This is a genomic window from Arthrobacter sp. 01N444, assembly GCF_056399305.1.
The window spans coordinates 32,039-45,147 of sequence record NZ_JBFTRB010000003.1; the positions used below are offsets into that span (position 1 = coordinate 32,039).

14 protein-coding genes are annotated in these 13,109 nt (G+C 67.7%); 4 read left to right on the forward strand and 10 right to left on the reverse strand.

All coding sequences use genetic code 11. The features are described from left to right. Positions 1–11: 11 nt before the first annotated feature. The 10 genes from AC1DKN_RS04555 to AC1DKN_RS04600 are packed head-to-tail and all read right to left on the reverse strand — an operon-like array spanning position 12 to position 8,852. The gene (locus AC1DKN_RS04555; protein ID WP_476870551.1) at positions 12–596 is read right to left on the reverse strand and encodes a hydrogenase maturation protease; all 585 of its coding nucleotides are present in this window, start codon (positions 594–596) and stop codon (positions 12–14) included. After that, the gene (locus AC1DKN_RS04560) at positions 593–712 is read right to left on the reverse strand and encodes a DUF6893 family small protein (protein WP_018772298.1); all 120 of its coding nucleotides are present in this window, start codon (positions 710–712) and stop codon (positions 593–595) included. The genes AC1DKN_RS04555 and AC1DKN_RS04560 overlap by 4 nt, the downstream gene beginning before the upstream one ends. Further along, positions 709–2,268: a hypothetical protein gene (locus tag AC1DKN_RS04565; RefSeq protein ID WP_476870552.1), complete on the reverse strand. Its 1,560-nt coding sequence runs from the start codon at positions 2,266–2,268 to the stop codon at positions 709–711. Before AC1DKN_RS04565 ends, AC1DKN_RS04560 begins: the two co-directional genes overlap by 4 nt. After that, positions 2,265–2,906: a DUF6084 family protein gene (locus AC1DKN_RS04570; RefSeq protein WP_476870553.1), complete on the reverse strand. Its 642-nt coding sequence runs from the start codon at positions 2,904–2,906 to the stop codon at positions 2,265–2,267. Before AC1DKN_RS04570 ends, AC1DKN_RS04565 begins: the two co-directional genes overlap by 4 nt. Continuing rightward, a complete protein-coding gene (locus AC1DKN_RS04575; protein ID WP_476870554.1) occupies positions 2,899–3,648 on the reverse strand; it encodes a DUF5947 family protein in 750 nt (249 codons plus the stop codon). Before AC1DKN_RS04575 ends, AC1DKN_RS04570 begins: the two co-directional genes overlap by 8 nt. Before the next feature lie 43 nt (positions 3,649–3,691). Next, positions 3,692–4,666, reverse strand: coding sequence for a NifU family protein (locus AC1DKN_RS04580; RefSeq protein ID WP_476870555.1), 975 nt, complete (start codon positions 4,664–4,666; stop codon positions 3,692–3,694). 6 nt (positions 4,667–4,672) lie between these two features. After that, a complete protein-coding gene (locus tag AC1DKN_RS04585) occupies positions 4,673–6,466 on the reverse strand; it encodes a nickel-dependent hydrogenase large subunit (RefSeq protein WP_476870556.1) in 1,794 nt (597 codons plus the stop codon). A 25-nt stretch (positions 6,467–6,491) separates the two neighbouring features. Further along, positions 6,492–7,550: an NADH-quinone oxidoreductase subunit B family protein gene (locus tag AC1DKN_RS04590; protein WP_476870557.1), complete on the reverse strand. Its 1,059-nt coding sequence runs from the start codon at positions 7,548–7,550 to the stop codon at positions 6,492–6,494. Between the two features lie 55 nt (positions 7,551–7,605). After that, on the reverse strand, positions 7,606–8,520 hold the full coding sequence (hypB, locus tag AC1DKN_RS04595; RefSeq protein ID WP_476870558.1) for a hydrogenase nickel incorporation protein HypB: 915 nt from the start codon (positions 8,518–8,520) through the stop codon (positions 7,606–7,608). Between the two features lie 2 nt (positions 8,521–8,522). Continuing rightward, a complete protein-coding gene (locus AC1DKN_RS04600; RefSeq protein ID WP_476870559.1) occupies positions 8,523–8,852 on the reverse strand; it encodes a hydrogenase maturation nickel metallochaperone HypA/HybF in 330 nt (109 codons plus the stop codon). 355 nt (positions 8,853–9,207) lie between these two features. Here AC1DKN_RS04600 and AC1DKN_RS04605 point away from each other — a divergent pair, with 355 nt between their 5' ends. From AC1DKN_RS04605 to AC1DKN_RS04620, 4 genes are all read left to right on the forward strand, one after another. After that, entirely contained in the window at positions 9,208–10,107 is a 900-nt protein-coding gene (locus tag AC1DKN_RS04605; protein WP_018772307.1) for a ParA family protein, read from the forward strand. A gap of 44 nt (positions 10,108–10,151) precedes the next feature. Then, positions 10,152–11,030, forward strand: coding sequence for a segregation and condensation protein A (locus AC1DKN_RS04610; RefSeq protein WP_476870560.1), 879 nt, complete (start codon positions 10,152–10,154; stop codon positions 11,028–11,030). Then, positions 11,027–11,713, forward strand: a complete 687-nt coding sequence (scpB, locus tag AC1DKN_RS04615) for an SMC-Scp complex subunit ScpB (RefSeq protein WP_459384365.1) — start codon at positions 11,027–11,029, stop codon at positions 11,711–11,713. The genes AC1DKN_RS04610 and scpB overlap by 4 nt, the downstream gene beginning before the upstream one ends. 110 nt (positions 11,714–11,823) lie before the next feature. After that, positions 11,824–13,107, forward strand: a complete 1,284-nt coding sequence (locus tag AC1DKN_RS04620) for a pseudouridine synthase (protein ID WP_476870561.1) — start codon at positions 11,824–11,826, stop codon at positions 13,105–13,107. The last annotated feature ends 2 nt before the right edge of the window (positions 13,108–13,109 follow it).

Genomic DNA, 13,109 nt, shown 5'->3' on the forward strand with positions numbered 1-13,109 from the left:
GTGGTTCCTCCTCAGCCTGTTTCATCCGGAGCCGCGCTCGCGGGCGCTGCGTCTGCGTTCGTGATGCGGGCTGTGACCAGGGTGCGGACTGCTTCCACGGCTGCCGGAACGGCGCGGGACACGTTCTCGGACAGTCCCATGCCCTCGTCCGTTCGCCCCGCGATGCAGCCGACCAGGTAGGTCTCCGGCAGCGATCCGCCCAAAACACGCAGACGGCGGAGGACAGCCAGCGGGTCCATGCCATGCGGATCGAAGGCCGGATTGGCCCGCAGGCCGGCCGGCGTCAGCGGACCGCCGCTTTCCAGGTCCTCCACCCGGATCTTCAGGATCCGGAGCGTTCCGGCGCTTGTGCTCCCGTCCGCCGGGGCCGGGAGCACATCCACGAGCACCAGCGCATCCACCCCGTCCAGGAGATCGTAGGCGAGGTGCAGCCCGCGGATCCCGTAGTCCCGCACCTGGACCTCCTCCGGCGCCCAGCCGGGCAGGCCGGACACCTCCTCGGCCAGCCGGCGGGCGACGGCCGGCCCAAATCCGTCGTCGCGAAGGAACACGTTCCCCACGCCCGCCACGAGGACCCCGCTCACACCGGGCCTCACATGCTCCGCATTCGCACGTAGCGCTTGATGTCCGGAATTGAACGCAGGCCGACGACGGCTGCTGCCAGGCCCGCGGCCAGCAAGAGCACGACTGTCATGATGCCCAGAGCTTTCATGGTGATGGTTCCTTTCCGTTGTCCGGGGCCGGCGCCGCGGTGAGCGGCACGAGTTCCTCGGGGGCGAAATACAGATACCGTCCGTACCACTCCTGCAGTTCGGCGGCGGGGTCGGCCTCGAGGACCACCGCGACGTGCGTTCCGCCGTCGACGTCGAAGTGGACTCCGGTGACGCGCCCCGACTTGCCGGCGAAGAAGAGGTCCTGGGCGTCGGCGCGGCGCAGCGGGACAACCCGCACCCTGCTGCCGCGTGAGATCGGGACGCCGTCGATGAAGACGGTGTCCGATCCCGGATCCACGGCGGCGTCCCGGGCCGGATCCCACCACGGCGTGCCGGTGTCCGCGTCGGAGGCGCCCGGAACCGAGAATTCCGGAACTGAGAACTCCGGAACTGAGAACTCCGGATAGGCCGGGACCGCGGGGCCGGGGAAGCCGTCGCCTCCGATGCTCCCGGGTCCGCGGGGCGCACCGGCGTGCGGGTTCCGCAGGATGCCGTGCAACTGCTGGAGCTCCTCTGCCGTCATGTTTTCGCAGCGTTCGATGATCGCCGCGGCCCGGGCATCGGTTAACCGGGCCTCCGCCTTTTCCGCATCGGTCAGGGTGAGCACCCGCAAGGTCAGGATTTCATCGATCTCCGTCGCGTCGAACAGTTCCACGGTGCTTTCCGGTGCCACCGCCGGATGGTCATAGAGGATGATCGGGGACAGGAGCAGGACATCGCGCTGCCCCTCGGGGCCGGCGAGCACGGGCCAGCAGCGGTGCTGGCTGCACGAAGCCGCCGCCGCCGCTGCCCATCCCGGCGGATCGATCACCGACAGGAAATCGGCATCGTGGACGGCGAGCAGGACATGGGCTCCGATGAACGAGTACTCGATGGCGGAACGCGTGTCGGTGGCCGCTGCCGCCGCGTTCTCCACCGTGACCCTGAGCCGCCACAGCGGCCCGTGGGCCGGCCCGGCCGCTGCCGCGGCATCTGCTCCGGCGGCCTGCCCCGCCGCGGCATCTGCTCCGGCGGCCTGCCCCGGCGCCACCACTTGCGCCGCCAGCAGGCGCACCTCCCCACGAAGCTCCCGCCGCCGGCGCACAAGCCGGCCGGCAATGGCGCCGGCGGAATCCAGCACGGGCTCGATGTCCTCGTTCGCCGGCACGTTCACCGGCGCGGACACGCCGGCGGCAAGCTGGCCGAGGCTGTACGGCCCGAGGGTGATCTCCTGATCCGTTGCCTCGTCCCAGCTAAGCCACCGGGAGGCGCCGACGGTGAGTTCGTCGACGGGCGTGAATCCGCCGTCATCCGCGCGTTCGGCGGACCGTCTCTGGAGGTGCAGGAAGCGCAGGTGCACGTCGACCCGGGCTGCGGGTCCCGGCTCGAGGAGGCAATCCGCTGCCATGTCCGGCGCTTCGCCGGCACCGGATTCAGCCGCGCCCGGCGGCCCGAGCACGCCGAACTGCCAGCGGGCCTGGTTCTTGGCGGACGAGGCGCGGTAGGGGTACAGGAGGTACCCCTCGTAGAGGACGGCGTCGGCGACGGCGCGGGCCAGGCTGAGTCCGGTGTTCACGGCACCGGGTCACCCGCCCCGGCCAGCAGCCCCTCGATGGCGGCCTCCCAGGAAATCAAGCCGTGGACCGCCTTGTACCTGGCCAGGGCCGCGAGGACGTCGCGGTCCAGGCGGATCCATCCCTGGTTCGGGAAGAATGCGTCCATCAGCGAGCGCCAGGCCGCCACGGGCAGGGCGTACCGCGTTTCCCGGTCCCAGGGAATCTGCTCGACGCCGAAGCCCGCCGCGCCGCGCGTGAAGACCGTCCCGGAGAAGAGGAACTCCAGCGGGACCGTCCCGTCCCGCAGGGAGTTCAGGTATTTTGCCGCTGCGACGTCGAAGTCGAACGTGCAGGGCAACGGCAGGTCAACGTCCGCACTGTCCGCAAATCCCTGAACCAGGACGCCGCTGTGCATCCAGATGAAGGGCTTGAGCGTGGTGGGCCACCGTCCGCGGGTGCCGAAGAGTTCCAGCAGCCCGGCTTCCTCGTCGGCGTCGTAGCCGCGGCGCTGGGCCAGGATCCACACCTGGCACCGCAGGGCCATGGCATGGACGGCGGCGCCGCTCTTCTCCTGGATCCGCAGGCGCGCGGTCAGCTGGGGTGCGGCCGCGTAGGGCTCCGGGGCGATGTCCAGCACACTGAATTCGAGCTCAACCATGGCGTCCCTCCAGATCTGCCGCGCGGGCGCCCGGCCTGCTGCGGCGGCTGATCCGGTCGAAGAATCCCGCGAGCTCCTGGCGGGACTCCTGGCCGCCGTCGAAGCCCTTCCATACCCGCCGCAGGCGGCCCACCAGCTCGTAGCACGCATCGATGGGGACCAGGTGGCAGTCCGCCCGGTCCCGGTCGGGGCCGGGGGCGCGGATCAGCAGGGCTTCCGTGTCGGGGGCGAGCACGGTGATGGCCGGGTTGGCCGCCTCGACCGACGCCCAGGCAGCCAGGGGTAGTTCGGACTCAGTGGCGCCCGCGGGGCTCGGGTAGAAAGCGGCCGTCCGGCCAAGAGTCGAGTTGAAGAAGAAGAATGCCAGCCCCACCGGGATTTCCAGCTCGTCCCACTGGGCCTGGCCGAGCTCGAAGGGTTCGAACGAGAGGTAGCGGTCAGGGACGGAGCGGTAGCGCAGATGGGCCGACGAGTCCGTGAACAGCAGATAGCAGGGCCGGCACGTGCACAGCAGGGAGCGGCCCTCCAGATCCACCACGTGCTGGTGGACTTCCGGGATGGGCTCCGCGCACATCTCGCAGCGCTCGCCGGCAGGCTGGGCCGGGCGGGTGGACGCTATCCGGCGGAGCACGGCCAGCGCCGACGCGCTGTTTCCGGCACTGTTGATTCCGGCGCTGTTGTTTCCGGCGCTGTTTCCGGCGCTGCCGGCCGGCTGACTCCCGGTTCCCGGCGTCGCCGTCATGCCCTGCTCCGTTCCGGTGCCGCGGAATTCATGTGCCGGCATCTCACAGCGGGTCCGCGGTGGTGGGGACGGCCACGGAGGGAACCCCGTCGCGGAGCAGCAGCGGGAGGGGATCAAGATGCAGCCCCTTGTCCTCGAGGCAGGCCCCGGCCTTCCGGACGTCGAAGTGGCTGCGGCAGTGCGGGCAGCGCAACAGCCCCCCGCCCACCGGGGCAGCCAGCGCCCGCTGCAGCGAGGCGCCCGGCATGGTGTGGGTGCACCGCGGGCAGCTGTCCACAAACGCGTAGATGTCCGGGCCGATCCGGCACGTGAGCACCTCCACGCCCGCCACCAGGAAGCCGGCCACGGCTCCGGACTCCAGCTCAGCGAGGGCCGGGACCGCCTGCCACGTGCCTGGGGCCGGTGTGCCGGAGTCGGGGACCGCCCAGTCCGGCGCGGCACTGCGAATGCCGCCGTCGGGCGGGCCGACCAGCCCGTCCAGCCGCGAGCGCAGGGCGCCGACCGGGATGAGGGCGGGAACGGCGGCGGGAGCCGCTTCCTCCACTTCGATGCCGGTCACCTCGGGCGCCGCAGATTCGATCGCGTCCTCGACGGCGAGCTTGAGCGTCACCGACGACGACGGACAGCCCTGGCAGCTGCCCAGCAGCCTCAGCCGGACGACGCCTTCTTCGCTGATGCCGAGCAGTTCCACATCGCCGCCGTGCGAGCCGAGGTAGGGCCGGACCGAGTCCAGGGCGCCGGCGACCCTGCCGGGCAGGTCCACGGGGTGCAGCCCGTGGATCAGGAGCAGGCCCGACACCAACGGGTCGGACGTGAGGGCGGACACCGTTCCGGGCCCGAGCGCATCCTGCGAATCGAGCACGTGCAGGATCCGTTCCAGCCCGGCACCGTACAGTTCCGTCACCTGCCGGACCAGTTCTTCCGCCCGGTCCCGGGCCACCGGACCGCCGGAGCCCAGCGCGTCCAGGAGCGAACTGATCCGTTCACCGGCCGAGCCCAACAGATTCTCCCGGTCCATGGCGGGCTACTCACCGGTGAGCGACTGCGTGGGGGAGTGCAGCAAGTCCAGCGTCTGCCCGTCGCCGAGATACATGTGGACGCCGCACGGCAGGCAGGGGTCGAAGCTGCGGACGGTGCGCATGATGTCGATGCCCTTGAAATGGTCGCGGTCGTTCTCCTCGAAGATGGGCTGGCCCTGCACCGCGTCCTCATACGGGCCTGGTGTTCCCTCGGAGTCGCGCGGGCTGGCGTTCCACGGCGTCGGCGGATAGGGATGGTAGTTGGCGATCTTGCCGTCGCGGATCACCATGTGGTGCGAGAGCACGCCGCGGACGGCTTCGGTGAAGCCGCAGCTGATGGCTTCCTCCGGCACCTCGAAGGACTCCCACGTCTTGGTGCGGCCGGCCCGGATTTCCTCGAGCGCCTTTTCAGCGAAGTGCAGGGCGGCGGCCGCCGCGTAGGCCTGGAAATAGGTCCGGGCGCGGTTCCGCTCCAGCGTGTTGCTCCACTGCGGGATCTTCCATTCCAGGGTCACCGGGCCCTTCAGCGCAGTCTTGGGTAGCTCGATCTGGACGCTGGTGCCCGTTGACTTGAGGTAGCCGGTGTCGACTAAGCCGGCAAGGGCGGTCGACCAGAGCCGGGCCAGCGGGCCGCCGCCGGTATCCAGCGCCAGGTTGCTTTCGCCGTCATTCCACCGCGGTGACATCACCCAGCTGTACTTGTCCTCGAGGTCGCGCTTCTGCGGCCGCGGGTTGGTGTGCTGGTTCCAGGGGTGCCGGCGGTCCACCGGGTTGCCCAGCGGGTCGCGGGTGACGAACATTTCCTGGTCGCCCCAGTCCTCGTAGTAAGACGAGCCCAGCATGATCCGGATCCCCAGGTTGATGCGCACCAGGTCCGTGGTCACGAGTTTGCCGTCCACCACGACGCCGGGCGTGACGAACATCTTCCGGCCCCACTCCGTCATGTCCTTGTAGGCGAAATTGCAGAACTCCGGGTCCTGGAAGGACCCCCAGCAGCCCAGCAGGGTGCGCCGCAGCCCCACCTGCTCGTACCCGGGCAGGGCCGCATAGAAGAAGTCGAAGAGGTCATCGTGCATCGGCACGACCTTCTTCATGAACTCCACGTACCGCATGAGCCGGGTGATGTAGTCCGTCATCAGCTGGATCGTCGCCACGGTGCCCACGCCGCCGGGATACAGCGTGGAGGGATGGACATGCCGGCCCTCCATCAGGCAGAACATTTCCCTGGTCATCCGGCTCACTTGCAGTGCCTCGCGGTAGAACTCCCCGGTAAACGGGTTCAGCGAGCGCATGATGTCCGCGATGGTGCGGTAGCCGTGCGCGGCTGCCTGCGGGGCCGGTGTGTTCTCGGCTTTGGCCAGCACCGACGGGTTGGTTTCGGAGACCATCTTCTCGCAGTAGTCCACGCCGACCAGGTTCTCCTGGAAGATGTTGTGGTCAAACATGTACTCGGCAGCCTCGCCGAGGTTGACGATCCATTCGCCGAGGTGGGGCGGCTTCACGCCGTAGGCCATGTTCTGCGCGTAACAGGAACAGGTGGCGTGGTTGTCGCCACAGATTCCGCAGATCCGGCTCGTGATGAAGTGTGCGTCCCGGGGGTCCTTGCCGCGCATGAAGATGGAATAGCCGCGGAAAATCGAGGACGTGCTGTGGCATTCCACCACTTGGTTGTTCTTGAAATCGACCTTGGTGTAGATGCCGAGGCTGCCGACGATCCTTGTGATCGGGTCCCAGGCCATCTCTACCAGGTTCTCGCCCGCGGTACCGTCCGCTGAGGGCATCGGAATCGTCGAAGTCATTGCATTGCCTCTCTGCCTAGCGTCCCTACCAGGTCCGCTTGGCGCCGGTCAGCAGATCATTACCGGGATTGCGCCAGCGGGGTTCCTGGTCCAGCGTGTGCTTCGTGATGTTCCGCAGTGTCCTGATGGTCTTGCCGTACGGCATGATCGAGGCGGTCGACAGCTTGCCGCCGGGAGGTTCGTCCATGAACGGCATGAATTTGTCCGGGAAGCCCGGCATGGTGCAACCGATGCAGATGCCGCCCACGTTGGGGCAGCCGCCGATTCCGTTCATCCAGCCGCGTTTGGGCACGTTGCACTTGACCACCGGCCCCCAGCAGCCGAGCTTGACAATGCACTTCGGGGACCCGTATTCGGTGGCGAAGTCGCCCTGTTCGTAGTACCCCGCGCGGTCGCATCCCTCGTGCACCGTCTGGCCAAACAGCCAGGTCGGCCGGAGCGCCTCATCCAGGGGAATCATGGGGGCCTGTCCGGTGGCCTGATACAGCAGGTACGTCATGGTTTCGGAAAGGTTGTCCGGCTGGATGGGGCAGCCCGGGACGCACACGATCGGGATCCCGGCTTTGGAGCGCCAGTCATACCCGAGATAGTCGGGCACCCCCATGGCGCCGGTGGGGTTTCCGGCCATGGCATGGATGCCGCCGTAGGTCGCACAGGTCCCCGCGGCGATGATCGCCGTCGCCTTGGGCGCCAGCCGGTCCAGCCACTCGCTGGTGGTGATCGGCTGTCCGGTGTCGAGGTTGTTGCCGAAGGCCGCCCAGTAGCCGCCCGCGGCGTGCAGCTTTTCATTCGGGATGGACCCCTCCACCACCAGCACAAACGGCTCCAGCTCGCCGCGGTCCGCCTTGCGGAACCACTCGAGGAAGTCGTCGGCGCCTTGCTGCGGGCCGCATTCGAAGTCGATCAGCGGCCAGTGCATGGCAATCTTGGGTAGTCCGGGAAGCGCCCCAAGGGCTATCTCCTCGACGCTTGGCTGGGTTGCCGCCGTCAGGGCCACGGAGTCACCGTCGCAACTGAGTCCGGCATTGATCCACAGGACGTGGATCAAGGTTTCTTCCGCTTTCAATGCAGTAGCTGTAGGCATCGTTGCCTCCTTCGGAGCCCGCCCTGTGGCCGCGGCTCGAATGTTGCGTCAACGGTCAAACGCGTAGTCCGCCAGAGCGCGGCGCACTCCCGGCGGCAGCCGCCGCCGGGTGGGGATTCTTCCGGATCCACTCCAGCCAGCCGTCCATGCCGTCGCCGGTGGTAGCTGACAGGGTCAGGACGTCGACGCCGGGATTCAGCAGGCGCGCCTGGCGCACGCAACGCTCGACGTCGAACTCCACATAGGGGAGCAGGTCTGCTTTGTTGATGATCACCAGGTCGGCAGCCAGGAACATGTGGGGGTATTTCTGCGGTTTGTCATCGCCCTCCGTAACTGAGATCACGACGACCCGGGCCGATTCGCCGAGGTCGAACAATGCGGGGCACACCAGGTTGCCCACGTTTTCGATGAAGAGTGTCGATCCGGGGACCGGATCCAGCGCGCCGAGCGCCCGCTGCAGCATCCCGGCATCCAGGTGGCAGCCTGCCCCGGTGTTGATTTGGATCACCGGCCGCCCGGTGGACCGGATCCGGTCGGCGTCCAGCGAGGTCTCCTGGTCCCCTTCGATCACACCAATGTCCAGCTCACCGGCAAGTTCCCTGATGGTCCGGACCAGGAGCGTGGTCTTGCCGGCCCCTGGGGAACTCATGACATTGAAGGCCTGGATGCCGCGTCCTTCCAGCCAACCCCGGTTCCGTGCGGCCAGGAGGTCGTTCTTGGCGAGCAGGTTCTCCTCCAGGGAGATGAGGGTCCGTCCTTCCGCCGCGGGGCTGTGCCCGGCGTCGGCTGTCCCGGGGGATTGGGGATGGGGATGGCCGTGATCGTGATCGTGGGCGTGCTGATGGCCGTGATCGTGCGGATGCGGATGTTCGTGCGGGGCCGCAGCAGCGGGCAAGATGTCGTGCACAGTGCCGTCGAGGTCCGAAACTCTGGTGCCGGCGTCGTCGCCGCATCCGCACGTCGCACACATGTCTACGCAACCTCCACCGAGGTGACCAGGAGCTCCCGGCCACTGACGACTTCGACATCGGCACTGCCGCAGGGGCAGAGCAGAAACATGTCCTCAAGGACGAACTCGTCGCGGCAGCTGCGGCATCTGGCCCGGCCCTCGGATTCATCGATCGTCAGGGTTGCCCCGGCCAGCGGCGTGTCAGCTGAAACGACTTCGAAGCAAAAGCGCACGGCGTCCGGGAGGACGCCGCTCAAGGGTCCGATCCGCAGGTTGACGCCCATCACGGAGCGGCCACCGGTCCGGTCCAGGACCGCCTCTACAAGACTTTGCGTGATCGAAAGTTCGTGCATGAGCCGCTGCCACCTCGTCGTTTCAATGTAGGCCTGCGTGGTACAAACTTCAATATCTCCGGGGCCGCCGGAGCGCGGGCCCGCCTGCCTGTTTCAGCCCCTCGCTGCGCGCCTGCGGGCGTCCCCTCGGCATCCCCCGGGCGTGCCTGCCGGCACGCCCGGGCCGCCGTGACAGCCGGGTAGCAACCTTCGACTTCAACCCGAACGTCAAGGCACAGCCTCCGGCGCAGTGTCAAGGTCCGGCGAATACCGTGTCGGGCGCTGTAACCTTGGGAGGAACGCGCTGGGCTCCGGGAGCCCGGAGGCGGCAAAATGAAGCACGACAATCACCGTCATCGAAAGTGTGGATAGATACGTGAGCAGCGAACAGGGTTCAGCAACTCTGGAAGGCACCGAACTCGATCTGGAAGACGCCGTCATGGGCCCCACCGGGCGGCCCCAACGCGACTTTCCGGAGCCCGCGCCGCTGTCCTCCCACGGTCCTGCGCGGGTTATCGCCATGGTGAACCAGAAGGGCGGGGTGGGCAAAACCACGTCCACGATCAACCTCGCCGCCGCCCTGGCCGAATACGGCCGCCGCGTGCTCCTGGTCGACTTCGATCCGCAGGGTGCCCTGTCCGCCGGCCTGGGCACCAATCCTCACGAGCTCGACCTCACGGTGTACAACGTGCTGATGGACCGCAAGGTGGACATCCGCGACGCCATCCAGAAGACCGGCGTGGAAAACGTGGATCTGCTCCCGGCCAACATCGACCTCTCCGCCGCCGAGGTGCAGCTGGTCAATGAAGTGGCCCGCGAACAGGTGCTGGACCGGGCCTTGAAAAAGGTCGAGGACGACTACGACGTCGTCCTGATCGATTGCCAGCCCTCGCTCGGCCTGCTCACCGTCAACGCGCTGACCGCCGCCCATGGGGTCATCATCCCGCTGATCTGTGAATTCTTTGCCCTGCGCGCCGTGGCGCTGCTCGTGGAAACCATCGACAAGGTCCAGGACCGCCTCAACCCGCGCCTGCAGGTCGACGGCGTGCTCGCCACGATGTACGACGCCCGGACCCTGCACGGCCGCGAGGTGATCGCCCGCCTCGTGGAGGCCTTTGGCGACAAGGTCTTCGAAACCGTCATCAAGCGCTCGATCAAATTTGCCGACGCCACGGTCGCGGCCGAGCCCATCACAACCTACGCGGGCAACCACGTCGGTGCCGACGCCTACCGCCGCCTGGCCAAAGAGCTGATCTCGCGCGGCGGCGCGCCCTAGCCAGGGTCGTGGCAGGCGCCTTTTCTCCGCCAGCGAATCTCGACATGCCTGCGGAGCTCGACACACGCGCGGAATCCGCGCGGGCCGCGCGGCCGGAGCACCCAGCAGAACAGGGCGTCAAAAAGCCCGGATTCGAAGTGCGGCTGGCCAACTTCACCGGCCCGTTCGATCTCCTGCTCGGCCTGATCTCCAAGCACCAGCTGGACATCACCGAGGTGGCGCTGTCCACGGTCACTGACGAATTCATCAAGTACATCAGGGGCCTGCAGCAGCTGGGGGAGGAGTGGGCCCTGGATGAGGCCAGCGAATTCCTGGTGATTGCGGCCACCCTCCTGGACCTCAAGGCGGCCCGGCTGCTGCCCGCGGGCGAGGTTGAGGACGATGAGGACATTGCCCTGCTGGAGGCCCGGGACCTCCTGTTCGCCCGGCTGCTGCAGTACAAGGCGTTCAAGCAGGTGGCCGGCATGATCGGCTCCACACTCGAGCTTGAGGCCCGGCAATATCCCCGGCAGGTTGCCCTTGAGGGACACTTCGCTGCCCTGCTTCCGGAACTGCTGTGGCGGCACACCCCTGCCCAGTTCGCCTCCCTGGCCGAGGCGGCCCTCAAACCCAAGGAGGCAGCCCCCACCGAAGTAGGCCTCGCGCACCTGCACGGTGCGCCCGTCAGCGTCAAGGAACAGGCCGAGCTGCTGGGGAACCGGCTGCGGCTGGGCACGCCGCTGAGCTTCCGGGCCCTGATCGCCGACGCCGAATCCACGCTGGTGGTGGTGGCGCGGTTCCTGGCGTTGCTGGAGCTGTTCCGCGACCGGGCAGTGGGCTTTGACCAGCTGCTGCCGCTGGGGGAACTGACGGTGCACTGGACGGCCGATACCCAGGGGTGGAGCAGCGAAAACCTGAGTGAAGAATACGAGGACCAACCGTGAACGAACGACTCCCTGACGCTGCCCGCGAGGCCGGGCCGGACGCCGGGACAGACGCGCGGCCGGACGTCGCGAGCCTGCCAGGGGGTGCCCGCGCGGCCCTCGAAGCGGTCCTGATGGTGATCGACGAACCGGCCACGGCCCAGGCCCTGGCAGCCGGACTGAACCTGACGGTCGACGTCGTCGAGACCCTGCTGGCTGAACTGCAGCGGGAGTATAACGGTTATACTGTTAATGCCCCGGATGTGGACGATGCCAGTTTGAACGGCTTCAGCGCCACCGCCCGGGGTTTTGAATTGCGGAATATCGCCGGAGGCTGGCGGATCTATTCCCGCGCTGAATTCGCCGAGATCGTTGGCGAATTCGTGCTGGAAGGACAGACGGCCAGGCTGACGCAGGCGGCGCTCGAAACGCTCGCCGTCATCGCTTACCGCCAGCCCGTATCTAGGGCGCGGGTGTCTGCAATTCGAGGAGTCAACGTTGACTCTGTCGTGCGGACGCTGACGCAGCGGGGGCTGATCGAGGACTCGGGAACCGATCCTGAATCCGGAGCAATCCTGTACCGCACGACGTCGTATTTCCTGGAGCGAATGGGAATCGGCTCGGTGGCGGAATTGCCACAGCTTTCACCCCACCTTCCGGGGCTTGAAGGCATCGAAGAGTTTTACGACGCTGGAAGAATGTAGGCAGGAACAACTGCCTGCGCACGAGTATCCACTAGGGCAGAATCATTTTGCCCAGTCGGCGGGTGTTGTCGGGAGACAGCGGCCGTCGGCCAACAAACGAAGGACGGGTCATGACACAGGCGGGACGCCAGGGTTCACCACGTAACAGTTCGGGACGTAACAGTGCCGGACAAAACTCAGCGCAAGGCTCAGGCCGCGGCGCACAGGGCGGTTCGGGCCGCAGCGGCGGAGCCGACTACAAGGGCGGCGCAGGCCGCAGCTCCCAGGGCGGCGCAGGCCGCAGCGGCGGAGCCGGCTACAAGGGCGGCGGAGACCGCCCCTTCAAGCACCCCAAGCCTCGCGAAGAGGCCTTCATCGATCCGGACCTGCAGGGTCCGGACGGCGCGCCGTCGGCCGCCCGCCCGGCTTCCGCTGACTGGAAGTCGAAAGCGCCTTCCGGCAAGGAGGCCGCCCGCAAGGCAGCAGCCCGCAAGCCCGGCTTCGGCAAGGCCCCCGGCACTCCCGGCGCCCTCAAACCCAAGCCGCGCGTCGGCGCCGGAGCGGCCAAGGCCACCGGTTCCCGCGTCTTCGGCAGTGAACGCTTCGGCCAGAACCTCGGGCCCGTGCGCAAGCCGGCCCGCAAGCGCGGACCCCGAGCCGAGGTGCCGCAGTCTGAGCTGCACGACGCCGACGGCACCCGCCTCCAGAAGGTCATGGCTTCCGCCGGCGTCGCCTCACGGCGGGTCTGCGAGGAAATGATCGCCGAGGGCCGCGTCGAGGTCGACGGCCAGGTGGTCACCGAACTCGGCGTGCGCGTCGACCCGAAGACGGCAGTGATCCACGTCGACGGACTGCGCATCCAGCTGGACGAGAACATGGTCTACATGGTCTTCAACAAGCCCAAGGGCGTTGTCTCCACCATGGAGGACCCGGACGGCCGCCCGTGCATCAGCGATTTTGTCCGCAACCACCACGGCGAACGCCTCTTCCACGTGGGCCGGCTTGACGTCGCCACCGAAGGGCTGCTGCTGCTGACGAACGACGGCGAGCTCGCCAACCGCCTGACGCACCCGTCCTATGAAGTGCCCAAAACCTACCTCGTGCAGGTCCGCGGGCCCTTCCCGCAGGGCGTGGGCGCCGAACTCAAGGGCGGCGTCGAACTCGAGGACGGCATCGCCTCGGTGGACTCCTTCAAGCTCGTCGACTCGACCCCGGGCCACGTGCTGATCGAGGTCGTGCTGCACTCGGGCAAGAACCGGATCGTCCGGCGCATGTTCGACGCCGTCGGCTTCCCCGTGCTGCGCCTGGTGCGCGTCAAGGTCGGCCCCATCGGGCTCGGCGACCAGCGCCAGGGCAGCATCCGCAACCTCGGCAAGCAGGAAGTCGGCCACCTGCTGGCCTCCGTGGGGCTGTAAGC